The 22761-nt window shown below is 43.8% G+C and carries 20 protein-coding genes and 1 pseudogene; 18 read left to right on the forward strand and 3 right to left on the reverse strand.

The genetic code is table 11. The annotated features are described in order from the left end of the window. Positions 1 to 3: 3 nt before the first annotated feature. Positions 4 to 2319, forward strand: coding sequence for a DNA internalization-related competence protein ComEC/Rec2 (locus ABN702_RS04200; protein WP_417899525.1), 2316 nt, complete (start codon positions 4 to 6; stop codon positions 2317 to 2319). A 134-nt stretch (positions 2320 to 2453) separates the two neighbouring features. On the opposite strand, the gene ABN702_RS04205 is transcribed toward ABN702_RS04200, so the two are convergent. After that, positions 2454 to 2588: a YqzM family protein gene (locus ABN702_RS04205; RefSeq protein ID WP_204415950.1), complete on the reverse strand. Its 135-nt coding sequence runs from the start codon at positions 2586 to 2588 to the stop codon at positions 2454 to 2456. A 335-nt stretch (positions 2589 to 2923) separates the two neighbouring features. Between ABN702_RS04205 and holA the strand changes: the two genes are divergently transcribed. Then, a complete protein-coding gene (holA, locus tag ABN702_RS04210) occupies positions 2924 to 3949 on the forward strand; it encodes a DNA polymerase III subunit delta (RefSeq protein ID WP_417899526.1) in 1026 nt (341 codons plus the stop codon). 342 nt (positions 3950 to 4291) lie between these two features. Here the strand turns inward: holA and rpsT are convergent, their stop codons facing one another. After that, positions 4292 to 4558: a 30S ribosomal protein S20 gene (rpsT, locus tag ABN702_RS04215; RefSeq protein ID WP_010196181.1), complete on the reverse strand. Its 267-nt coding sequence runs from the start codon at positions 4556 to 4558 to the stop codon at positions 4292 to 4294. A gap of 262 nt (positions 4559 to 4820) precedes the next feature. On the opposite strand from rpsT, the gene gpr reads away from it, so the two are divergent. The 13 genes and pseudogenes from gpr (at position 4821) to deoC (ending at position 19983) form a co-directional block, all read left to right on the forward strand. Beyond that, positions 4821 to 5984: a GPR endopeptidase gene (gene gpr, locus ABN702_RS04220; RefSeq protein ID WP_417899527.1), complete on the forward strand. Its 1164-nt coding sequence runs from the start codon at positions 4821 to 4823 to the stop codon at positions 5982 to 5984. A 71-nt stretch (positions 5985 to 6055) separates the two neighbouring features. Further along, positions 6056 to 7246, forward strand: a complete 1191-nt coding sequence (gene spoIIP / locus ABN702_RS04225; protein WP_417899528.1) for a stage II sporulation protein P — start codon at positions 6056 to 6058, stop codon at positions 7244 to 7246. Between the two features lie 24 nt (positions 7247 to 7270). Continuing rightward, the gene (locus ABN702_RS04230; protein WP_417899529.1) at positions 7271 to 7621 is read left to right on the forward strand and encodes a DUF3679 domain-containing protein; all 351 of its coding nucleotides are present in this window, start codon (positions 7271 to 7273) and stop codon (positions 7619 to 7621) included. Between the two features lie 149 nt (positions 7622 to 7770). Continuing rightward, positions 7771 to 9606, forward strand: coding sequence for a translation elongation factor 4 (gene lepA / locus ABN702_RS04235; protein ID WP_417899530.1), 1836 nt, complete (start codon positions 7771 to 7773; stop codon positions 9604 to 9606). Between the two features lie 105 nt (positions 9607 to 9711). After that, positions 9712 to 10851, forward strand: coding sequence for a radical SAM family heme chaperone HemW (gene hemW, locus ABN702_RS04240; RefSeq protein ID WP_417899531.1), 1140 nt, complete (start codon positions 9712 to 9714; stop codon positions 10849 to 10851). Positions 10852 to 10932: 81 nt separating this feature from the next. Beyond that, positions 10933 to 11964, forward strand: coding sequence for a heat-inducible transcriptional repressor HrcA (hrcA, locus tag ABN702_RS04245; RefSeq protein ID WP_417899532.1), 1032 nt, complete (start codon positions 10933 to 10935; stop codon positions 11962 to 11964). 95 nt (positions 11965 to 12059) lie between these two features. Further along, the gene (gene grpE, locus ABN702_RS04250) at positions 12060 to 12617 is read left to right on the forward strand and encodes a nucleotide exchange factor GrpE (protein WP_417899533.1); all 558 of its coding nucleotides are present in this window, start codon (positions 12060 to 12062) and stop codon (positions 12615 to 12617) included. A gap of 48 nt (positions 12618 to 12665) precedes the next feature. Continuing rightward, positions 12666 to 14507 (forward strand): molecular chaperone DnaK, encoded by a 1842-nt coding sequence (dnaK, locus tag ABN702_RS04255; protein WP_417899534.1) that lies wholly within the window; start codon positions 12666 to 12668, stop codon positions 14505 to 14507. 383 nt (positions 14508 to 14890) lie between these two features. Further along, a complete protein-coding gene (dnaJ, locus tag ABN702_RS04260) occupies positions 14891 to 16027 on the forward strand; it encodes a molecular chaperone DnaJ (RefSeq protein WP_417899535.1) in 1137 nt (378 codons plus the stop codon). Positions 16028 to 16056: 29 nt separating this feature from the next. Next, positions 16057 to 16997, forward strand: a pseudogene (gene prmA, locus ABN702_RS04265) (50S ribosomal protein L11 methyltransferase). Positions 16998 to 17012: 15 nt separating this feature from the next. After that, positions 17013 to 17768 (forward strand): 16S rRNA (uracil(1498)-N(3))-methyltransferase, encoded by a 756-nt coding sequence (locus ABN702_RS04270; RefSeq protein ID WP_417899536.1) that lies wholly within the window; start codon positions 17013 to 17015, stop codon positions 17766 to 17768. A gap of 15 nt (positions 17769 to 17783) precedes the next feature. Beyond that, positions 17784 to 19148 carry a tRNA (N(6)-L-threonylcarbamoyladenosine(37)-C(2))-methylthiotransferase MtaB gene (gene mtaB / locus ABN702_RS04275; protein ID WP_417899537.1) on the forward strand — a complete coding sequence of 455 codons (1365 nt, stop codon included), beginning with the start codon at positions 17784 to 17786 and terminating at the stop codon, positions 19146 to 19148. Between the two features lie 163 nt (positions 19149 to 19311). Further along, complete coding sequence (deoC, locus tag ABN702_RS04280; RefSeq protein WP_417899538.1) at positions 19312 to 19983, forward strand: deoxyribose-phosphate aldolase; 672 nt, start codon at positions 19312 to 19314, stop codon at positions 19981 to 19983. A gap of 320 nt (positions 19984 to 20303) precedes the next feature. On the opposite strand, the gene ABN702_RS04285 is transcribed toward deoC, so the two are convergent. Further along, positions 20304 to 21230, reverse strand: coding sequence for a Na/Pi symporter (locus tag ABN702_RS04285; RefSeq protein WP_417899539.1), 927 nt, complete (start codon positions 21228 to 21230; stop codon positions 20304 to 20306). A 60-nt stretch (positions 21231 to 21290) separates the two neighbouring features. Here ABN702_RS04285 and ABN702_RS04290 point away from each other — a divergent pair, with 60 nt between their 5' ends. From ABN702_RS04290 to ABN702_RS04300, 3 genes are all read left to right on the forward strand, one after another. Beyond that, positions 21291 to 21860, forward strand: coding sequence for a flavin reductase family protein (locus ABN702_RS04290; protein ID WP_417899540.1), 570 nt, complete (start codon positions 21291 to 21293; stop codon positions 21858 to 21860). Positions 21861 to 22009: 149 nt separating this feature from the next. Next, positions 22010 to 22183 carry a 30S ribosomal protein S21 gene (rpsU, locus tag ABN702_RS04295; protein ID WP_010196218.1) on the forward strand — a complete coding sequence of 58 codons (174 nt, stop codon included), beginning with the start codon at positions 22010 to 22012 and terminating at the stop codon, positions 22181 to 22183. A gap of 15 nt (positions 22184 to 22198) precedes the next feature. Continuing rightward, positions 22199 to 22642 (forward strand): GatB/YqeY domain-containing protein, encoded by a 444-nt coding sequence (locus ABN702_RS04300; protein WP_417899541.1) that lies wholly within the window; start codon positions 22199 to 22201, stop codon positions 22640 to 22642. Positions 22643 to 22761: the final 119 nt, after the last annotated feature.

A 22761-nucleotide genomic window follows, 5' to 3' on the forward strand; every position in this document is an offset into this window, starting at 1 on the left:
ACCATGAAACAGACTGGCAATTATGCATATCTTGCCATTTCCAGCTGTATAGGCATTGCGGTCTCCAGTTTTTCGTTTCACTGGGGACTGCTGGTTTTAGCCGGATGCTTTCTTCTTTGGATATCGCTCGGCATGAAGAGAACCGCCTTGGCATGGGCTGCTTTGACAGTAGGTATTGGTTTTGCCGTATATACCACCATGACAGAACGGACAAATACTTCACAATTTACGGAATACAATACAGAGTTTTCTGGAGAAATAACCCAACAGATTATCCGCGATGGAAATAAAATATCCTTCCAAATCAATACGAGAGAGGAACCCCTCCTGGTTGAGTACTACATGAAGACGGAAAAAGAGTTACAGAGCTTCTCGTCACTCCAAATTGGAGACCGCTGCAATTTTACCGGAATGCTAAAAGAACCCCTACCCCCAACAAATCCTCATGCATTTGACTACAAGCAATTTCTCTATCACCAGCAGATTCACTGGACCCTCACGTTAATCGAGGCTCCTTCACATTGTATGAAGCCATCTTCCCCAAGTATTCTAACGACCTTGAAGCTATGGAGAGTAAAAGGGATGCAATTGATCCATGACAAAGTGGAGCAGCCGATATCGGGATTCATGATTAGCTTGATATTTGGAGAACGAGCCTATATGGATGAAGAAATTCTTGAAGCTTATCAGTTGTTGGGCCTTGTCCATCTTCTGGCAATCTCAGGCCTTCACGTAGGAGTGATTACAGCAGCCGTTTTTTTTATTGGGATCAGACTCGGTGCGACAAGAGGGTTCATGAATGGTACGCTTCTTCTGTTTCTCCCGATGTACGTCATCATTGCCGGAGCGGCTCCATCCGTCATGCGGGCTGCCATTATGACCGGTGTGGTGCTATTGTACCTGATGGTGAAAAAAAGCTTTCTATCCATCGATTCCATTGGAGTAGCATGCATGAGCATTCTATTGATCAGCCCTTATTACCTTTTTCATATTGGATTTCAGCTTTCCTTTATCGTCAGTCTTTGTTTGCTGCTTTCGGCCAAAAGACTGAATTCTATCCGACATAAAGGTTATCAATTGCTTTACGTATCTGTCGTAGCGCAACTTGCATCGCTGCCGATCATCCTTTATCACTTCTTTCAAATCTCCATATGGAGTCCACTTTTGAACCTCATTTTTATCCCGTTCTATTCTTTGTTTGTATTGCCGCTTTCTTTTTTCATTTTCTTTTGCCTTTTGCTTTTACCTGATTTTGTACCCATGGTTCTTCCTCTATTGAAGTACCCGTTGCTTCTTATGAATGGTCTTGCAGGAGAGATCGCCAGCTTTCCTTTTGGTTCTCTCGTATTCGGAAAGCCACCACCTTTTTTGATAGCTGGATACATTTTATCCGTTGTTTTTCTCTTTTACAAAGTGGAAACCACAACTATAAAAAGAAGCTGGAAGGCAATAAGCTTCTTATTGATTTGTTTTGTTTTTCACTGGAATATCGGCTTGTTCCAATGGGAAGGTAAAGTCGTGGTATTGGATATCGGACAGGGAGATGCCATCTATATCAGGCTGCCACACAACCGCGGAACGTACCTGATTGATACAGGAGGTGTTTTCCGGTTTGAGGTGGAGGCGTGGGAAAAGCGAAAATCAGAATTTGATGGCGGGAAAAGAATCCTTGTCCCTTTTTTGAAAGCCGAAGGAATAAGAGAACTGGATAAACTATTTTTGACGCACGGGGACTATGATCATATCGGAAATGCTCCCACCCTGCTGAAGGAGGTGAAAGTAAAGGATATTTATGTACCAATCGGTTTTGGGAGAGACGGGGGTGAAATGGAACGGGAGGTTATGGCAGAAGCATCAAACAGAAAGATAAACGTAATGGAGGTAAATGGGACGTCTGGATGGGAAGCAGGGGATGCTTCTTTTCAGTTTTTGCATCCATCCAAGGTATATGAGGACAAAAATGACGGTTCGATTGTTATATACGCAGAGTTCGGCGGGCTTTCCTGGCTGTTTACAGGAGATATTGAGGAAGCCGGGGAAAGGGATCTTTTGCGCAACTATCCCCAACTGAAGGCGGATGTTCTGAAAGCAGCGCATCACGGCAGCGGTACGTCCAGCCTGGCACCTTTTCTGGATAGGGTGGAGCCTGATAATGTCCTGATTTCAGCAGGTCGGAACAACCGGTTTGGGCACCCTCATGCAGAAGTGTTGGAGCGTTTTGAGGGTGCAGGTTCTATCATTTACCGAACTGATGAACAAGGAGCCATCGTGTATATTTTTACCCATCGCGGAGGAACGTTTTCCACCCAATTACCATAGGATACACTAGAAGAAATGAAAAAGAGACTGCCAATTATCAGCAGTCTCTTTTAAGACGAAGCTTTGAGTTTTATCCTCATTCTTTCCACAACGAGCTTTGAGAAAGAATCACTACGGTATGTATATAACCGTAATTAAGATCCTAGGTACTGTATAAGGGTTCCCATTAGAAAAATCGTTGCGAAAAAGCCGAAGGATACGACAAAACCGACACCAGAATCAACTGCATCGTTACGTTTACTTTGGACGCTTTTTTCAAATTCGTTCATAAGTATCCCTCCTTATCATTCATTAGTATAAGCTATTCACTAAAAAAAATCTACCTAACAAATATGCTTTTCCACCTTTGACAAGAGTTGTCACAAATAGTTCGGAAATAACGGGAGAACATAGTATTACACCCGAGGGGTCAATCGTCAACTAGTGAGTTACCTGGGGCTCGCTTCGTTGACGTTCATATAAAATGGGGATTAGTTTTTACAGTCGAAACTAATCTCCTTTGAATTTTATAGACGTTTTTTCTTTTTGCCTTTTCTATGCTTGTCAGCACCTCGCTTCCTCATGTACGATAGGATAGTGAACGAAAACTGACGGGAGCTTTTCTATGGGATTTGAAGCATTGAAAAAAATTAAAGCCAAACATTTTGCGCCTATCTACTTATTAATAGGAACAGAAGGTTTTTTATTAAAAGAAGTGCGGGACAGCATCATCAATCATGCCCTTGAACCGGAGGAGCATGACTTCAATTTGTCCTATTATGATATGGAAGAGCAGCCGGTGGATATCGCGATTGAAGATGCGGAAACCCTGCCGTTTATGGGAGAGCGGAGAGTGGTGGTGCTCACCAACCCATTCTTTCTTACAGGGGAAAAAAGCAAAAGCAAGGTGGAGCACAATACAGACCGGTTTTTGTCATACATACAGGAGGCAGCACCTTACACCATTCTTGTGATTCATGCGCCTTACGAAAAGCTGGACGAGCGGAAGAAAATCGTGAAGCAGTTGAAATCTTTAGCGGAGATCATCGAAGGACAACCTCTCGGCGAAAGGGAACTGATGGCCTGGATGAAGGAAAGGGCGGAGCAGAACGGTGCTGTGCTTGCCAACGATGCAGCGGAGGAACTGCTGAAAATTGCGGGGGTGAACCTTTCCGTCCTGGCACAGGAAATCAACAAAATGGCGATGTATATCGGAGCGGCTGAACAAACAATCACTGTGGAGACAGTAAAGCTTCTGGCAGCCAAATCGATTGAGCATACCATTTTCGAGTTGATCGAAAAAATGGTGCATCGTAAAATTGATGAGGCATTGGCTATCTTCTACGAATTGATCAGGAACAATGAAGAGCCTATCAAGCTGCACGCCCTGATCGCCACCCAATTCAGGATGTTATATCAGGTGAAGGACCTGAGTGAACAAGGCTACAGTCAGCAGAAAATGGCGGGAATCCTTCGGGTGCATCCATACCGAGTGAAACTGGCAGCGCAACAGAGCCGCTATTTCTCAAGAAGTGAATTGATGAGTATGATGCAGAACCTTGCAGAAGCGGATTATGAGATGAAAAGTGGGAAAGTGGACAAGCAACTGGCAATCGAGATGCTGCTGCTGAAGCTGGCACCGGTGAAATAGTTTTTGGATTGCTTGACTTCGAATGGGATTAGGTGGGGGGACGGTACTTATTAGTGCCAGGCCCCTCTTTTTTTGTTTGGGGAGAGAGAGGTTGGGTGGTGGGTGGAGGGGCCAGGCACTGGTGTTGTGGGGGATGTTGTGTTTTGTTTTTGTATTTGAATTAGTTTTGTGGGGGGATGGTACTTATTAGTGCCAGGCCCCTCTTTTTTTGTTTAGAGGAGAAAGAGGTTGGTTAGTGGGTGGAGGGGCCAGGCACTGGTTTGTGTGAGATCGGTGGGTGGCGGTGTCTTCAATGGAGAAAAAAGACCAAAATAAAAAACGACCCAAGTGGATCGTCTTTCATTAGGCAGTAGCGCCGTTTACTTTTTTCGCTAGGCGAGATTTTTGACGGTTTGCTGCATTCTTGTGGATGATACCGTTTTGAGCAGCTTTGTCTAAACGCTTCGCAGCTTCTAAGTAAGCAGTTTTTGCACCTTCAACATCGTTGTTGGCAACAAAAGCTTCTACTTTCTTCACAGCAGTACGCATAGAAGACTTAATAGTAGCGTTATGAGCACGACGTACATCGTTAGTTTTTACACGTTTGATAGCAGATTTAATGTTTGGCATATCTTTCACCTCCATACAATTCGACGATCGAGAATATATAAAACTCGACATTTCTATACTTATGAGAACAAGTGATATTCTATCAAATCCATGATGATTATGCAATAGGGAGTCAAGGTAATTTTCTTGAAAGTGGTTTCTTCGCTGAAACATTATGTTCAAATATCGATGGAAAGCGATTCAACCTCAGGGAATATCGGATGCATGAAAAGCGGGGAAAAGGTAAAAATAAAACTAAAATTTGGCAATGCTGGAGGTCCTTATGAATAATCAACCATTGGATTTAAGTCAATATAGTGTAAGAACGGATTTGGCAATTGAAGCAAAGCAGATGGCGGTGGAGAAACAGGAAAGGGAGTCCACCACCTCACAAACGGGAGGAAGCACAACCGCTCAGGCGGGTGCTCAGCCTTCCACGGCAATCGAAGGTGTGGTGGTTAAAGAACGCCAGACTGACGGAATCAACATAACAACCGTAACCATCTCTGAAAAAGGTGCAGAAATGACAGGTAAAAAAGCCGGGAACTATTTGACCCTGGAGACCACGGCGATCCGTCAACAGGATACTGATCTGCAGCAGAAGGTGGAAAAAGTTTTTGCAAAAGAATTTAGCGCATTTTTGGATGGCATGAAAATATCAAAGGATGCCAGTTGTCTCGTCGTTGGACTTGGAAACAAAAATGTGACGCCGGATGCGCTCGGACCGCTTACATGCGAGAACCTGCTCATTACAAAACACCTTTTCACCCTTCAGCCGGAATCTGTTCAGGACGGCTTTCGACCGGTAAGTGCGCTCACACCGGGAGTGATGGGGTTAACGGGGATTGAAACGAGTGACATTATCGTCGGGGTAGTGGAAAAAACAAAACCGGACTTTGTCATTGCCGTCGATGCGCTGGCGGCTCGTTCCATTGAACGAGTCAATGCAACAATCCAGATTTCAGATACAGGCATTCACCCGGGATCAGGAGTCGGCAACAAAAGAAAAGAGCTGAGCCTAGAAACACTTGGAATCCCTGTTATCGCGATTGGCATACCGACTGTTGTCGATGCGGTATCCATGGCGAGCGATACAATTGATTTTATTTTAAAACATTTTGGAAGGGAAATGCGTGAAGGCGATAATCCATCCAGATCCTTGGTGCCAGCTGGAATGAGTTTCGGTGAAAAACGAAAGCTGACAGAGGAGGATCTGCCTGCAGATGAGCACCGTCAAAACTTCCTTGGTCTTGTTGGGACATTGCCGGATGAAGAAAAAAGAAGATTGATCCATGAAGTCCTTTCTCCACTTGGCCATAATTTAATGGTTACACCTAAAGAAGTGGATGATTTTATTGGAGATATGGCAAATGTCATTGCGGAAGGACTGAATGCTGCCTTGCATGCACATGTTGGCCAGGATAATGTAGGCGCCTATACCCATTAATCGACAGCTTGTTCTACTCTTTCCCGCTAATGCATACACATAGTAGCAATTAGCATAGAAAGGGTGAAAGCATGAAGGGCTACCGCTCGTCAAACGTCGTCGTAACAGTTAATGGGACAAGCTTGAAAAAAGCAATCGTAGCAGTGATCTTGGGATTCATACTCGTATTTGCGGTATCCGGTGTAATGACATCACTTAAACCGGAATATAGAGTCACCTCGAGCTCTATCAATGAATTTTCCAAAAGACTGAATGGAGAATCTCTTTTATATATTTTAGGGTACACCAATGCGTATTTTACCCAGGGATTGTCGGAGGAAGCCAAGAAGCCTAATTATGGCTCCGCGCTGTTTGAGCTAACAACCAGCATTAATCTGGATGATCCGAGAAGTTTGATAAGAAATGAGATACCGGGATTCTTTCATTATGATGGTGAGATCCTTGTTGCAGGGGAGGGGATCAACTATGCGAACATGCCTGTTGAATCTTCGCCGCCGATGGAAGTGCTTTTAGCGGAAAGAGAGGCATCCGTTGTGGAACTGGAGGAGGAGAGTGAAGGGAACAGTCCTCCACCTGCCCAAACGACTGGAGACAAACGTACCGTTTTCATTTATCATTCCCATTCGCGTGAATCGTTTCTGCCCTATTTGAAGGGTGTGACTGATCCTGATTCTGCGAGTCACCCTGAAGTCAATGTGACAAAGCTTGGTACCAAGCTTCAGCAAGAACTAGTTCAAAGGGGTATTGGAACAGATGTGGATACAACCGATACTGCATTGGGACTTAAACAAAAGAATTGGACATACGGTAAATCCTATGACATTACACGTCCGATTGTACAAGAAGCAATGGCAAGTAATCAGGATATCAACTATTTGATTGATATCCATAGGGATTCCGGGCGCAGGAATAGTACAACGATTGAAATCAATGGCGAGTCATTCGCCAAATTGTACTTTGTCATTGGTAAGAAAAACCCTAACTATGAAAAAAATCAGGCATTGGCGAACCAGATTCATCAGAAATTACAGGAAAAATACCCGGGCCTGAGCAAAGGATTATTTGACCCGCCGGCAGTCGCGACGAGAAACGGCCTTTATAACCAAGACCTCTCCCCCAACTCCATACTTATAGAAGTCGGAGGAGTTGACAATACTTTTGAAGAGATGAACAGAACACTGGAGGTATTTGCGGATGTATTCAGTGAGATCTATTGGTACGCTGAAAAAGTGGATGGAACGCCAGAGGGTGAACGTCAATAAAGAGTAAAAGGAGCTGAAAGTGCGATGAAAAGATTTTTGTTCATGAGTGGCCTCATTACGATAGTATTGTTTCTTGGAGTGCTTTTGGGCATGCAGCAGGCCAATGAGGGCATGCGTAAGATGAAAGGCTATGACGACCCTTCAGATGGCAAGGCGTTTCACGTCGTAGAGACGACTGAGGGCTATAATGGGACATTCCTCGGGAACGAAATCACTTCACAGGATATAAAAGAAAAGCAGGAAAAACTGGAAGGAATCAAGGCGTTCAATTTTTTCTCCTCCATGGGAAAAAAGCTGGCGGACGGAGTGAGCAGCCTGATGTCAGGGCTGCTGAAGGACGCGTCGGATAAAATCGAAGAGCAAGTCAGTGAATAGAATGGACGGTCCTATGCAGGGCCGTTTTTTCGATTCATTGTGCAATAGGGTTGCATTCATTCCCCTTTACCGATTACCATTGAATCTTCCCCACGCTATTGTTATAATCAGAAATAGTGTACGTTGCCGAAAGTGTAGGAGTGAAAGAGATGAACAGAGAAGAACGTTTAAAAAGACAAGCAAAGATCAGAAACTTTTCCATTATCGCTCATATTGACCATGGGAAATCGACCTTGGCCGATCGTATTTTGGAAAAGACATCCGCTTTGACGCAAAGGGAAATGAAGAACCAGCTTTTGGATTCGATGGACCTTGAGCGTGAGCGTGGAATTACCATTAAATTAAATGCCGTGCAGTTAAAATATAAAGCGAAGGATGGAGAGCAATACATTTTCCATCTGATTGACACTCCGGGACATGTGGATTTTACATATGAAGTTTCTCGAAGCTTGGCTGCCTGTGAAGGAGCCATTTTAGTTGTGGATGCAGCGCAGGGAATTGAAGCCCAGACGCTTGCTAACGTTTATTTGGCATTGGATAACAATCTTGAAATCATGCCGGTCATCAATAAAATTGACTTGCCGAGTGCAGAGCCGGAGCGCGTACGCCAGGAAATTGAAGATGTAATCGGATTGGATGCATCGGATGCTGTTTTGGCAAGTGCAAAAGCTGGCATTGGGATTGAGGATATCCTTGAGCAAGCGGTGGCAAAGATTCCAGCGCCGCAGGGTGATCCGGATGCGCCATTGCAAGCACTTATTTTTGATAGTTTATTCGATCCATATCGCGGAGTAGTCGCTTACATTCGTGTCGTGAATGGTACCATCAAGGTTGGGGACAAAATCAGAATGATGGCAACCGGCAAGGAGTTTGAGGTCAATGAAGTGGGTGTATTTACACCAAAAGCATTGATGCTTGATGAATTGACGGTCGGCGATGTTGGATTCTTGACAGCTGCGATCAAGAACGTGGGAGATACTCGAGTGGGTGACACCATCACTAGTGCAAAGAATGGTGCAACAGAGCCCCTTCCAGGTTACCGTAAATTGAACCCGATGGTATATTGCGGACTTTATCCGATTGATTCCGCGAAGTTCAATGATCTTCGTGATGCATTGGAAAAGCTGGAACTGAATGATTCAGCGCTTCAATATGAGCCTGAGACTTCCCAGGCGCTTGGTTTTGGTTTCCGTTGTGGATTCCTTGGTTTGCTTCATATGGAAATCATTCAGGAACGCATTGAGCGTGAGTTTAATATCGACTTGATTACGACTGCTCCATCCGTTATCTATCAAGTACATTTAACAAACGGAGATTCATTCAATGTTGATAACCCGTCCAATTTTCCTGATCCGCAAACGATTGATCGTGTCGAGGAGCCTTATGTCAAAGCAACAATTATGGTTCCCAATGAATATGTTGGTGCAGTTATGGAGCTTTGCCAGGACAAGCGCGGGAACTTTATTGATATGCAGTATCTGGATGATATTCGAGTGAGTATCGTTTATGAAATTCCTTTGGCGGAAATCGTGTATGATTTCTTTGACCAATTAAAATCGAATACAAAGGGCTATGCTTCCTTTGACTATGAACTGATCGGGTACAAGCCTTCCACATTGGTGAAGATGGATATCCTTCTAAATGGAGAAAAAGTCGATGCGCTTTCTTTCATCGTGCATAGGGATTCTGCCTATGACAGAGGGAAAATAATCGTAGAGAAACTAAAAGAGCTTATTCCGAGACAACAGTTCGAGGTTCCGGTCCAAGCGGCTGTCGGTCAGAAGATCATTGCCAGATCGACGATTAAGTCCATGGGTAAAAACGTGTTGGCTAAATGTTACGGTGGAGACATTTCCCGTAAACGTAAGCTTTTGGATAAGCAAAAAGAAGGTAAAAAACGCATGAAGCAGGTTGGTTCTGTGGAAGTGCCGCAGGAAGCCTTCATGGCAGTTCTGAAAATGGACGATTCTGCGAAGAAAAAGTAACATATAGCAATAGCTGAAAAATACCGCAGACCTACTGCGGTATTTTTTAATAAAAGATTTGCCTGTGCTATATTGTAGGGACAAATTAAGGGAAGTGTGATTTTTATGATTAAATCAGCATATCTCCATATACCATTCTGTCATCATATCTGCCATTACTGTGATTTCAATAAAGTCTTTTTGAAAAATCAACCGGTGGATGAATATCTGCAGTTTATGGATATGGAAATGAAACATACATTGGAGCGGTTTCCTACCAATCATCTTGAGACGATTTTTGTTGGTGGTGGAACTCCGACGGCACTAAATGAAAAGCAGTTAGCCTACTTGCTACAGTCAGTTCAGCAAAACTTCGATGTGAACCCGGATCTCGAGTATACCTTTGAAGCAAATCCGGGAGATCTCTCCTTAGAGAAGCTTCGCCTATTGAAAGAAGGAGGGGTAAATCGCCTAAGCTTCGGTGTACAAAGCTTTAACGATGAGCTTTTAAAAAGAATCGGCCGCACGCACAGGAAAGAGGATGTATTCAAATCGATCGAACACGCGCGGACTGCTGGTTTTGACAATATCAGTGTGGATTTGATTTACAGCTTGCCTGACCAAACGGTGGAGGATTTTCATGACACCCTTCGAACAGCATTCTCGCTTGATATGGAGCATTACTCAGCCTACTCCCTGATCATTGAACCGAAGACGGTCTTTTATAATCTGATGAACAAAGGAAAGCTTCCCCTTCCCACCGAGGAGGAGGAAGTACAAATGTATGACATGCTAATGAATGAAATGGAAAAGCACGGCTACCATCAGTATGAAATTTCCAATTTTGCAAAAAAGGGATACGAGAGCAGACACAATATCACGTATTGGAACAATGAATCCTATTACGGAATAGGCGCTGGGGCGCATGGTTATATAGGAGGAGTGCGTTGTGCCAATCATGGTCCGTTGAAGAAGTATATGGATGCCATTTCGGAAACGGGACTTGCCTTTAAAGAAGAGCATAAGGTGACACGAGAAGAAAGGATAGAAGAGGAAATGTTCCTTGGACTGCGAAAAACACAGGGAGTATCCATTTCCGGATTTGAACAGAAATTTAGTGCTGATCCACTTCAGATACTGAAAGAACCGATTGATGAAAACGTTAAAAAAGGGTTGTTGGAAATAGAAGGTGACTATATCCGCCTGACCAGAAAAGGAAAATTTCTAGGTAATGAAGTTTTTCAAGCATTTATTGGTGCGATCTGATTGACATGTGAATGGGTATTTGGTAATTTATTTATAGAATTAGCACTCGACTTATAGGAGTGCTAACAGAGGTGATGCTGAGTGCTTACAGAACGACAGTTGTTGGTGTTACAAGTAATTATTGACGACTTCATCCGTTCTGCACAACCTGTGGGCTCAAGGACGCTTTCCAAAAAAGATGAAATATCCTTCAGTTCGGCCACCATTAGAAATGAAATGGCGGATTTGGAGGAACTCGGTTTTATCGAAAAAACGCATACTTCTTCAGGTAGAGTTCCATCAGAAAAAGGGTATCGCTATTATGTGGATCACTTGCTTTCTCCTGAAAGGCTGACAAAGCAGGATGTGTTTGAGATAAAATCCATATTCAGAGAGCAGATCTATGAAATGGAAAAGATCGTGCAGAAATCGGCACAGATACTATCCGATCTGACGAAGTATACATCCATTGTCCTTGGACCGGGTGTTAGGGATCATAAGCTGAAGAATTTGCAGATCATCCCGATAAACCATGAGCAGGCAGTTGCGATTATTGTAACGGATACAGGGCATGTAGAAAATCGCATGATAACATTTCCAGCCAATATGGATGCATCTGACATTCAAAAAATGGTGAACATTTTAAACGAGCGTTTGGTTGGCGTTCCTCTATCCGAGCTTATCAACAAGCTTTACAAAGAGGTGGCCACTCTCCTGCGTTCTCATATAGGAAATTATGAAAATATCCTGCAATCGTTAAGTACCACTCTGTACATGGAAGAGAAGGACCGGGTGTTTTTTGGTGGAAAGACCAATATGCTCACACAACCCGAGTTCAACGATATCAATAAGATCCGTTCCCTGATGCTTTTAATTGATCAAGGGAAGGACCTGTCCCAGCACATTCGGGCAAAAGAGGCAGGCATTCACGTGAAAATCGGCAGCGAGAACAACATTCCAGGTATGGAAGGCTGCAGTATCATATCCGCAACCTATTCCATCGGTCCGGAACAATTGGGTACGATAGCATTATTGGGACCAACCCGCATGGAATATTCACGCGTGATCAGTCTCCTTCAGCTTGTCAGTTCCGACCTTTCACATGTGGTGTCAAAGCTGTATCAAAAGGACTGAGCATGGAAATATTGTTAGAGGGGTGTTGAAAGTGCCACACTCTTCTAACGATCGTATTTCAAAAAGAGCCATACACTTTAGAGGAGGTGAATCCATTGGTAGAAAAGAACGAACAAGCAACTGTTGAAAATGAAGAAGTGACAGTAGAAGAGAACGAGGAAGCTGCAGAAGCTGTACAAGAAGAGGTAGAGGTATCACCTGAGCAGCAGAAGATTGAGATGCTTGAAGCTAAACTTGAAGAATCGGAAAACCGTTATCTTCGCCTGCAGGCTGACTTCGATAACTTCCGCCGTCGAACAAGACTTGACCAGGAGGCTGCGCAAAAATATCGCGCGCAAAATCTTGTTACAGATATACTTCCTGCTTTGGATAACTTTGAGCGAGCGCTTAAAGTGGAAGCGGAGGATGAAAAAACAAAAACATTCTTGCAAGGCATGGAAATGGTGCACCGCCAGTTAATGGAAGCATTAAAGAATGAAGGCCTTGAAGCTATTGATTCTGTAGGCCAGGAATTCGACCCGCATCTACACCAGGCAGTGATGCAGGTGGAGGAAGGCGAAGGCGACTCCAATACAGTCCTAGAAGAGTTCCAAAAAGGATACAAACTGAAAGACCGTATCATTCGCCCATCCATGGTGAAAGTAAAGCAATAATTCAACAGAAATAGTTTAACTACATATAAGCATTAGGAGGAAAACAAGATGAGTAAAATTATCGGTATTGACTTAGGTACAACCAACTCATGCGTTGCTGTCCTTGAAGGCGGCGAGCCGAAAGTAATTCCAAATCCGGAAGGCAACAGAACAACTCCATCCGTTGTGGCATTCAAAAATGGGGAGCGTCAAGTAGGGGAAGTGGCAAAGCGTCAATCCATCACGAACCCTAACACGATCATGTCCATCAAACGTCACATGGGTACAGACTATAAAGTTGAAGTGGAAGGCAAAGAGTACTCTCCACAAGAGGTTTCTGCTATCATCCTTCAACACTTAAAAGGCTACGCGGAAGAGTATTTAGGGGAAACAGTTACAAAAGCAGTTATCACTGTTCCTGCTTACTTCAACGATGCTGAGCGTCAAGCAACTAAAGATGCTGGTAAAATTGCGGGCTTGGAAGTGGAACGTATCATCAACGAGCCGACTGCAGCTGCATTGGCATACGGTTTGGATAAAATGGACGAAGACCAGACAATCCTGGTTTATGACCTTGGTGGCGGAACGTTTGACGTTTCTGTTCTTGAGCTTGGAGACGGCGTGTTCGAAGTACGCTCTACAGCTGGTGACAACCGTCTTGGTGGAGACGACTTTGACCAAGTGATCATCGACTATCTTGTGGCAGAATTCAAAAAAGAGAACGGTATTGACCTTTCCAAAGATAAAATGGCGTTACAACGTCTGAAAGATGCTGCTGAAAAAGCGAAAAAAGATCTTTCCGGTGTAACAAGCACGCAAATCTCCCTACCTTTCATCACGGCTGGAGAAGCTGGACCGCTTCACTTGGAAGTGAGCTTATCCCGTGCGAAATTTGACGACATTACATCTTCTCTAGTGGAACGTACTATGGGTCCTGTTCGCCAAGCGCTACAAGACGCTGGTATCTCCGCTTCTGAACTTGATAAAGTAATCCTTGTAGGTGGATCTACGCGTATCCCTGCAGTACAAGATGCCATCAAGAAAGAAACTGGAAAAGATCCACACAAAGGGGTTAACCCGGATGAGGTTGTTGCATTAGGTGCTGCAATCCAAGGTGGGGTATTGACTGGTGATGTTAAAGACGTTGTACTTCTTGACGTAACCCCACTTTCTTTAGGAATTGAAACAATGGGTGGAGTATTCACGAAGCTTATTGAAAGAAACACAACAATTCCTACAAGTAAGTCCCAAGTATTCTCAACAGCTGCTGACAGCCAAACTGCAGTAGATATCCATGTGCTTCAAGGGGAGCGCCCGATGGCGAACGACAACAAAACACTGGGTCGTTTCCAATTGACGGACATCCCGCCAGCACCACGTGGAGTACCACAAATCGAAGTATCCTTTGATATCGATAAAAATGGTATCGTAAACGTTCGTGCGAAAGACCTTGGCACAAATAAAGAGCAAACGATCACAATCAAATCTTCTTCCGGTCTATCTGAGGATGAGATCCAACGCATGGTAAGAGAAGCGGAAGAAAATGCGGATGCAGATAAGCAGCGCAAGGAAGAAGTGGAACTACGCAACGAAGCGGACCAACTTGTATTCACTACTGAAAAAACACTGAAAGAAGTAGAAGGTAAAGTGGAAGAAGCAGAAGTGAAAAAAGCGGAAGATGCGAAGGAAGAATTGAAAGCTGCAATCGAGAAAAACGATTTAGCGGAAATTCGCACAAAGAAAGATGCACTTCAGGAAATCGTACAACAGCTTTCCATGAAGCTTTATGAGCAGGCTGCACAAGCACAGCAAGCTGCACAAGGAGCAGAAGGCGCTGAAGGCGGATCTGCAAAGCAGGACGACAACGTTGTGGACGCAGAGTACGAAGAAGTAAACGACGATAAAAAATAAGCTGAAGTCTCCGGACTTTTGAAACATTGTTTATGTTCTCAATGTTGAATTTTTGATTCCCCCTGTTGGTTGTAGTGCAAGGCGTGAGACTCCTGCGGGAGCAGCGTGTCAAGTGAGACCCCGCAGGCGCATAGCGTCGAGGAGGCTCCCGAGGCCGCCCGCGATCGCTGCCGCCTGGAACGGAAACCAACAGGGGTGTTTAACAGAGACAAAACATCTTAAGAAGAAAGTCGAAGCCTAGGCTTTGACTTTCTTTTTCATGTAGATAGAAATCACAAAAATGGTGAAGGAAATGGGATGGAGAGGTCTAACCTTTTATTGCTTTTTAAGGCTCAAAAGTGATACAATAACCTTTATGTGAATAGATCGGGAGTGGGTATTTAATGAGCAAACGCGATTACTATGAAGTACTTGGCGTCAGTAAAAGCGCGTCGAAAGATGAACTGAAAAAGGCATACCGCAAGTTGTCTAAACAATACCATCCAGACATCAACAAAGAAGCGGATGCGGCAGATAAATTCAAGGAAATCAAGGAAGCCTATGAAGTATTAAGTGATGATCAGAAGAGAGCGCACTATGACCAGTTCGGCCATACAGACCCTAACCAGGGATTCGGCGGGTTTGGTGGCGGCTCCGATTTCAATGGGGGCTTCGGGTTTGAAGATATTTTTGAAACATTCTTTGGAGGCCAGGGAGGCGGCAGAAGACGCCGTGATCCGAATGCTCCAAGACAAGGATCTGATCTTCAATACACCATGACCCTTAACTTTGAGGAAGCAGCGTTCGGCAAGGAAACTGACATTGAAATACCAGTGGAGGAATCCTGTGACACATGTTCCGGAACAGGGGCGAAGCCTGGAACGAAAGTGGAAACATGTTCAAACTGCCGTGGTACAGGTCAGGAGAGTGTCGAGCAGAACACTCCATTTGGACGTATTGTTAACCGCCGTACATGTTCGGTATGTAAAGGAACAGGAAAATCGATTCCTCACAAATGTTCGACCTGCCATGGCGCAGGCCGCGTGAAAAAACGCAATACCATCCATGTGAAAATTCCAGCGGGTATTGACGATGGTCAGCAGCTGCGTGTAGCAGGCAAAGGGGAAGCCGGTGTGAACGGTGGACCTGCGGGTGACCTATACATTGTATTCCATGTTCGCACTCATGAATTCTTCGAGCGTGATGGAGATGACGTATACTGCGAAATGCCGATCACGTTTGCACAAGCTGCACTTGGTGATGAAGTAGAGGTGCCGACCCTGCACGGAAAAGTGAAATTGAAGGTTCCTGCCGGTACGCAGACAGGTACGAATTTCCGCTTAAAAGGAAAAGGAATTGCCAATGTACGTGGATACGGACAAGGCGATCAGCATATTAAGATTCGAGTTGTTACTCCTGCAAAACTTACAGAAAAGCAGAAACAGCTGATGCGTGAGTTTGCAGAAATCAGCGGCCAATCTCCGGATGAAAATGAAGATGGCTTTTTTGCAAAAGTGAAGCGCGTGCTTAAGGGAGAATAATCATTAATGGTAGGATTGGAGTTGGTATTATGAAATGGTCAGAAATTAGTATTCATACAACAAATGAAGCGGTTGAACCGATTTCACATATTCTTCACGAGGCTGGTGCCAGTGGAGTGGTGATTGAGGATCCATTTGATCTCACGAAGGAAAGAGAAGATAAATTCGGGGAGATATACCAACTCAATCCTGATGATTATCCCGAAGAAGGCGTCATTATGAAAGCCTACCTACCAGTTAACAGCTTTTTGGGGAAACGGTAGAGGGGATCAAAGAGGCGATAAACAATCTTCTTCTGTTTGATATCGATCTTGGATTAAACAATATTTCCATCAGTGAAGTAAATGAAGAAGAATGGGCGACAGCCTGGAAAAAGTACTATAATCCTGTCAAGATTTCCGAGAAATTCACCATTGTGCCAACATGGGAAACGTATGAGCCTGTCAGCTCGGATGAAAAAATCATTGAGCTTGATCCAGGTATGGCATTCGGAACGGGAACCCACCCTACAACAGTCCTTTGCATTCAGGCCATCGAACGCAGCGTCCAACCGGAAGACAAGGTCATTGATGTAGGTACCGGCTCTGGTGTCTTAAGTATTGCTGCAGCCATGATGGACGCACAAGAGGTACTCGCTTTGGACTTAGATGATGTGGCAGTTGAATCCGCCAAGCTCAATATCAAGCTGAATAAAGTGCATCCGCGTGTAAAAGTAAAACAGAATAACCTGCTTAACAATGTTGAAGGGCCTGTCAATGTGGTGGTTGCCAACATACTTGCTGAAGTGATAGTGCGATTTACGGATGATGTTTACAGAGTATTGGAGAACGGCGGAACATTTATTTCTTCAGGTATAATCAGTACGAAAAAGCAGGAAGTAAAGGATGCGCTGATCAAATCCGGCTTCAAAATTGAAGAAACGATGATGATGGAAGATTGGGTTGCCTTTATTGCCAAAAAAGAACAATAAGAAAGCGGGATAGCCATGCAGCGTTATTTTGTCCATTCCAATCAAATAGAGGACCAAGCCGTTACCATAAAAGGCGAAGATGTTCATCATATAGTCAGAGTGATGCGGATGAATGTAGAGGATCAATTACTCTGCAGCCTCTCTGATACAAGGAGGACGGCACTCTGTCAAATTGCTGAAATTACCAATGATATGGTTGTGGCCCGTATTGTAGAATGGATAAGTGCTGAAGTGGAATTACCGGTTCGTGTTACCATTGCGAACGGGCTGCCCAAAGGGGATAAATTGGAACTTGTCATCCAAAAGGGAACAGAACTTGGCGCAGAAATGTTTATCCCTTTTAATGCTGCCCGTTCCATCGTGAAATGGGATGAGAAAAAAGGTCGGAAAAAGGTGGAACGCTGGAACAAGATTGCAAAGGAAGCTGCCGAGCAATCCCATCGTTCGTATCTCCCTGAAGTAACAGCTCCACTTTCTTTTGCAGAGCTGTTGAAGGAAAGCGGGAACTACGATCATAAACTTGTCGCTTATGAAGAAAGTGCCAAAGAGGGGGAGCGTTCAGCTTTTGCTCAGGCACTTCGTAAAATGAAGGCGGGGGAATCTGTGCTGGTTCTTTTCGGACCAGAAGGCGGATTATCCGAAAAAGAAATAGATAAGCTTACCGAATGCGGTTTTGTCTGTTGTGCATTGGGGCCAAGGATTCTAAGAACAGAGACGGCACCGCTATATGCGTTAAGTGCCATATCGTATCATTTTGAACTAATGAATTAATGTGAGGTGAAAAACATGCCAACTGTTGCCTTTCACACACTTGGATGTAAAGTAAATCATTATGAAACAGAAGCAATCTGGCAGTTATTCAAAGCGAGTGATTATGAAAGAACCGAATTTGAAGGAACGGCAGATGTGTATGTCATCAATACCTGTACAGTAACAAATACAGGTGACAAGAAAAGTCGCCAGGTCATTCGCCGTGCGATCAGAAAAAATCCGGACGCAGTTATCTGTGTTACTGGCTGCTACGCGCAGACCTCCCCAGCGGAAATCATGGCCATTCCTGGCGTGGATATCGTAGTGGGAACCCAGGATCGGGTGAAAATGCTGGAGTATATTGAACAATTCAAGCAGGAACGCCAACCGATCAACGGTGTAGGAAATATCATGAAAGCGCGTGTTTACGAGGAGCTTGATGTTCCTGCTTTCACAGACCGTACCCGTGCATCCTTGAAAATCCAGGAGGGGTGCAACAACTTCTGTACGTTCTGTATCATTCCTTGGGCTCGTGGTCTGATGCGCTCCCGTGATCCGGAGGAAGTTATCACACAAGCTCAACAATTGGTAGATGCCGGCTACAAGGAAATCGTACTAACCGGAATCCACACAGGTGGTTACGGTGAAGACATGAAGGACTACAATTTTGCCATGCTTCTTCGTGAACTGGACAAAAGAGTCAAGGGCTTGAAGCGAATCCGTATTTCTTCTATTGAAGCAAGCCAAATTACAGATGAAGTCATACAAGTATTGAACGATTCCGATAAAATTGTGCGCCATCTCCACATTCCAATTCAATCCGCATCCAATACGGTTTTGAAAAGAATGCGCCGTAAATATACGATGGAATTCTTTGCTGACCGTTTGAACCGTCTGAAGGAAGCATTACCTGGACTTGCGATTACCTCCGATGTAATTGTCGGCTTCCCAGGTGAAACGGAAGAAGAATTCATGGAAACATACAATTTCATCAAAGAGCATAAATTCTCAGAGCTTCACGTGTTCCCATACTCGAAACGCACAGGAACGCCTGCAGCACGTATGACAGACCAAGTAGATGAAGAAGTGAAGAATGAGCGCGTACACCGCCTTATCGAACTTTCCAATCAGCTTGCCAAGGAATATGCTTCCATGTTCGAAGAGGAAGTATTGGAAGTGATTCCAGAGGAAATCTATAAAGAAGAATCAGAAAAAGGGTTGTATGTAGGATATACCGACAACTACCTGAAAGTGGTATTCCCAGCAAACGAAGAAATGGTCGGCAAGCTGGTAAAAGTGAAAATAACCAAGGCCGGCTATCCATATAACGAAGGGCAATTTGTCCGAATCCTGGACGATGCCACGCGTCTGGAAGAAGAACAGGTTCGCCTAAGTTCATAATAGTAAATGAAGTGATTCCATTGGAAAAGATGGAATCACTTTTTTTTGTGGAGAAAAAGTTAAAGGAAATACTATCATTGTACTCGCCAAAAACAATCAAACATGTTATGATGTCTAGGTGATGTTAGAGGTCAGACCTCTTATATTGAAAGGAGCATGAAACATGCATACAAACATTGGAGAAATCATTGATCATACATTATTAAAAGCAGACGCTAAAAAAGAAGAAATCGTAAAATTATGTAACGAAGCTAAAGAATACAACTTTGCTTCCGTTTGCGTTAACCCAACTTGGGTAAAAACCTCTGCAGAATTGCTAAAAGGCAGCGAAGTGGACGTTTGTACAGTTATCGGATTCCCATTAGGAGCCAACACGCCAGAAGTAAAAGCATTTGAAACAACGAATGCCATTGAAAACGGCGCTACTGAAGTGGATATGGTTATCAACATTTCAGCATTAAAAGACGGCGACAACGAGCTTGTGGAAAGAGACATCCGTGCAGTTGTGGAAGCAGCGAAAGGGAAAGCCCTGACAAAAGTAATCATCGAATCATGCCTACTTACTGATGAAGAAAAAGTAAGAGCATGTGAACTTGCTGTAAAAGCTGGCGCAGATTTCGTGAAAACTTCTACAGGTTTTTCTACAGGTGGAGCAACAGTTGCTGACATCGCATTAATGAGAAAAACAGTTGGACCAGAAATCGGAGTAAAAGCTTCCGGTGGCGTTCGTGACGCACAAGGAGCAAAAGAAATGATCGAAGCTGGTGCTACACGTATCGGAGCAAGCTCCGGTATTGCAATCGTTAACGGATTGACTGCAGATAGCGACTATTAATATAGATGAGAAAGAGGGTCCTGATTGTTGGGATGCTCTTTTTTTGTTTTTTACAACCTAGGTGTGAGTGGTCCCTTTTGGAAAATTGTCCAGGTGATTCGGCATTTCATTGAGAAAATCGAAGCTTGAGAATATTTTTGAGTTGCGTGAGAATAGGACCGACTTGCGTGAGAATAGCTTAGCGTTATGTGAAGATAAAACGGAGTTACGTGAGAATAACCCCGAATAATGTGAAGATAAGCTTAAGCCGGATGCTTCCAGCCTTGCAATTCCCCTTTGAATAACAATACAGACCAACTCTTCACCGTGAAAAATCATTTCTACCTATGCAATCTCTCCACAAACCTCGAAAAAGGCTTCACAAATGGCAGTGCCACAAATGAACAGACTATATTAAAAATCACACTTGAATGGGCAAGCTGGACGTCGGCGCTTACTGCCAAATACTCCACAAGCTTACTCAGTACAGGGATCAACGGAAAGAAAGCCAGAACACCGAATACATTCAGCCAAATGTGTGCGTAGGCGGTGAGCTTTGCTTCTTTTATCCCACCGATGCTTGCCATGAAGGCAGTGATGCATGTACCGATATTGGCTCCAAGCATAATCGCTATACCAGCTGGAAGAGACAGGAGACCATTATTCAAGAAACTCATGCTGATTCCGACTGTTGCAGAACTTGAATGGATGAGTGCCGTAATGACAGTCCCGATAAATACACCAATTAAATGCTGGTCATTCGTATGCAGCAGAAATTCCTGTACATTCGGGAAAAGGGAAAGGGGAAGTGCCAGACTTTCAAATCCTCCCATTGCGACAAACAGGCATCCCAGGCCGAAAATAGAAGATCCGATACTGAACGGAAGCTTCCTTTTGGAGAAAAGGAAAAGAAAGCCGATTATCAACAAGGGAAAGACATAATTTGAAAAATCAAGGGTGATCAATTCTGTTGTCAATGTCGTTCCGATGTTGCTTCCAAGCATAATCCCGATGGACTGATAGAAGCTGAGATAACCCGCGGCTACAAGGCCCACTGTGATGACCATGACTGCAGAACTGCTCTGAAGCAATGCCGTCATCACAGCACCTACCATCATGCCTTTGACAGGATGATCTGTGAAATGCTGCAGAAATCCTTTTGTTCTGTCCTCCGTAAGGTTCAGGAGACCGGTGCGCATTACAGCCATTCCAAATAAAAAAATCGCTAAATAAACAAAAAACAACGTTATAATAGTAAACAAGCCCATCACCTCTCTTCAACTATATGGAGAAAGGTGGACAAGAATGACAAAAAAGGAGTTAGGTACATGAGGAAATGGACGGAAAAAACAGTGATGCATAGCTACCCTGGCATGGTGGCGCTTGTTACCGCGGAATGCAACGGGAAGATGAATATAATGGCTGCCGGCTGGCACAGCTATATTTCTTATGAGCCCCCTATTTATGGAGTCGCAATAGCCAAGGAAAGGTACACGCATCATCTGGTGGAAAAGTCAGGGGAATTTGCGATAAATTTTGTGCCAGAGGCTTATGCACATTACATACAATTTTCAGGTACAAAAAGTGGCTCCCAGACTGATAAATTGTCGGAATTGGACGCACCCTATAAGAAAGGGAGAACAATTGGAGCACCAATCCTGGACCATGCTTACATTGCCTACGAGTGCAAAGTGATGGATCAGCGAACATATGGAGACCATGATTGGTTTGTTGGCGAGATGACCGGTTTTTATAAAGATGACGAGCTTTTTCAGGAAAGCGGTCTTCCGCAGTGGGAAAAGCTTTCGATACCGCTTTATGTGGGGAGATCCCAGTATATGATGGCTGGGAAGAAAGCGCATGTCTTAAATCTATATCACGATAACAGTGCGAAGTAGAATGTTTGAAAGCAATTCCTTATAATTGTTGACCAGCACAAACGAATATATTATAATTGGAAAGTACATGTTCCACACATGATTTTTTTGCGTTTGGTACATGTTTTTTCTGAAAATGTTAGTGGTTGTTCTGGAGGGAGGGAATTAGAATGTCAAAAACAGTTGTTCGTAAAAACGAATCGCTTGAAGATGCTCTTCGCCGTTTCAAACGTTCAGTTTCAAAAACTGGTACGTTGCAAGAAGCAAGAAAGCGTGAATTCTATGAAAAGCCAAGCGTAAGACGCAAGAAAAAGTCTGAAGCTGCTAGAAAGCGTAAATTTTAACAAGAGGGTGTAAGAATGAGTCTTCTCGAGCGTTTAAATACCGATATAAAGCAAGCGATGAAGGATAAGGACAAAGAGAAGCTTTCCGTACTCAGAATGGTTAAGTCTGCAATTCAGAACGAAGCCATCAAGCATGGCAGAGATTTGACCGAAGAGGAAGAACTTACCGTACTGTCTCGTGAATTAAAGCAACGTAAAGACTCCCTCCATGAATTTGATAAAGCCGGTCGTGAAGACTTGGTTCATAAATTACAAGGTGAACTTGCGATAGTTGAACATTACATGCCTGAACAGTTATCTGAAGAAGAAGTATCAGCAATTGTTCAACAAACAATCTCTGATGTGAACGCTACTTCAAAAGCTGACATGGGTAAAGTGATGGGAGCTTTAATGCCTAAAGTGAAGGGCAAAGCGGACGGTAGCCTTGTTAACAAACTTGTACAACAACATCTTTCATAAAAACATTAAAATAGCATCTTACATATGTAAGATGCTATTTTTACATTCATTTCCTTTTCCCCCGTTTTTTCTGTAAAGTCCGCCTTTATAAATATTTTCAACAAAAATTACATAAAATC

Origin of the sequence: Bacillus haimaensis (genome assembly GCF_048270625.1) — a bacterium.
GTDB lineage: Bacteria > Bacillota > Bacilli > Bacillales > Bacillaceae_I > Sutcliffiella_A > Sutcliffiella_A haimaensis.

What these genes read in the sequence shown, in the direction of transcription:
- ABN702_RS04200 (WP_417899525.1), top strand. Translation starts at nt 4, where the DNA reads ATGAAACAGACTGGCAATTATGCATATCTTGCCATTTCCAGCTGTATA.
- ABN702_RS04205 (WP_204415950.1), bottom strand. Translation starts at nt 2,588, where the DNA reads ATGAACGAATTTGAAAAAAGCGTCCAAAGTAAACGTAACGATGCAGTT.
- holA (WP_417899526.1), top strand. Translation starts at nt 2,924, where the DNA reads ATGGGATTTGAAGCATTGAAAAAAATTAAAGCCAAACATTTTGCGCCT.
- rpsT (WP_010196181.1), bottom strand. Translation starts at nt 4,558, where the DNA reads ATGCCAAACATTAAATCTGCTATCAAACGTGTAAAAACTAACGATGTA.
- gpr (WP_417899527.1), top strand. Translation starts at nt 4,821, where the DNA reads ATGAATAATCAACCATTGGATTTAAGTCAATATAGTGTAAGAACGGAT.
- spoIIP (WP_417899528.1), top strand. Translation starts at nt 6,056, where the DNA reads ATGAAGGGCTACCGCTCGTCAAACGTCGTCGTAACAGTTAATGGGACA.
- ABN702_RS04230 (WP_417899529.1), top strand. Translation starts at nt 7,271, where the DNA reads ATGAAAAGATTTTTGTTCATGAGTGGCCTCATTACGATAGTATTGTTT.
- lepA (WP_417899530.1), top strand. Translation starts at nt 7,771, where the DNA reads ATGAACAGAGAAGAACGTTTAAAAAGACAAGCAAAGATCAGAAACTTT.
- hemW (WP_417899531.1), top strand. Translation starts at nt 9,712, where the DNA reads ATGATTAAATCAGCATATCTCCATATACCATTCTGTCATCATATCTGC.
- dnaK (WP_417899534.1), top strand. Translation starts at nt 12,666, where the DNA reads ATGAGTAAAATTATCGGTATTGACTTAGGTACAACCAACTCATGCGTT.
- dnaJ (WP_417899535.1), top strand. Translation starts at nt 14,891, where the DNA reads ATGAGCAAACGCGATTACTATGAAGTACTTGGCGTCAGTAAAAGCGCG.
- ABN702_RS04270 (WP_417899536.1), top strand. Translation starts at nt 17,013, where the DNA reads ATGCAGCGTTATTTTGTCCATTCCAATCAAATAGAGGACCAAGCCGTT.
- mtaB (WP_417899537.1), top strand. Translation starts at nt 17,784, where the DNA reads ATGCCAACTGTTGCCTTTCACACACTTGGATGTAAAGTAAATCATTAT.
- deoC (WP_417899538.1), top strand. Translation starts at nt 19,312, where the DNA reads ATGCATACAAACATTGGAGAAATCATTGATCATACATTATTAAAAGCA.
- ABN702_RS04285 (WP_417899539.1), bottom strand. Translation starts at nt 21,230, where the DNA reads ATGGGCTTGTTTACTATTATAACGTTGTTTTTTGTTTATTTAGCGATT.
- ABN702_RS04290 (WP_417899540.1), top strand. Translation starts at nt 21,291, where the DNA reads ATGAGGAAATGGACGGAAAAAACAGTGATGCATAGCTACCCTGGCATG.
- rpsU (WP_010196218.1), top strand. Translation starts at nt 22,010, where the DNA reads ATGTCAAAAACAGTTGTTCGTAAAAACGAATCGCTTGAAGATGCTCTT.
- ABN702_RS04300 (WP_417899541.1), top strand. Translation starts at nt 22,199, where the DNA reads ATGAGTCTTCTCGAGCGTTTAAATACCGATATAAAGCAAGCGATGAAG.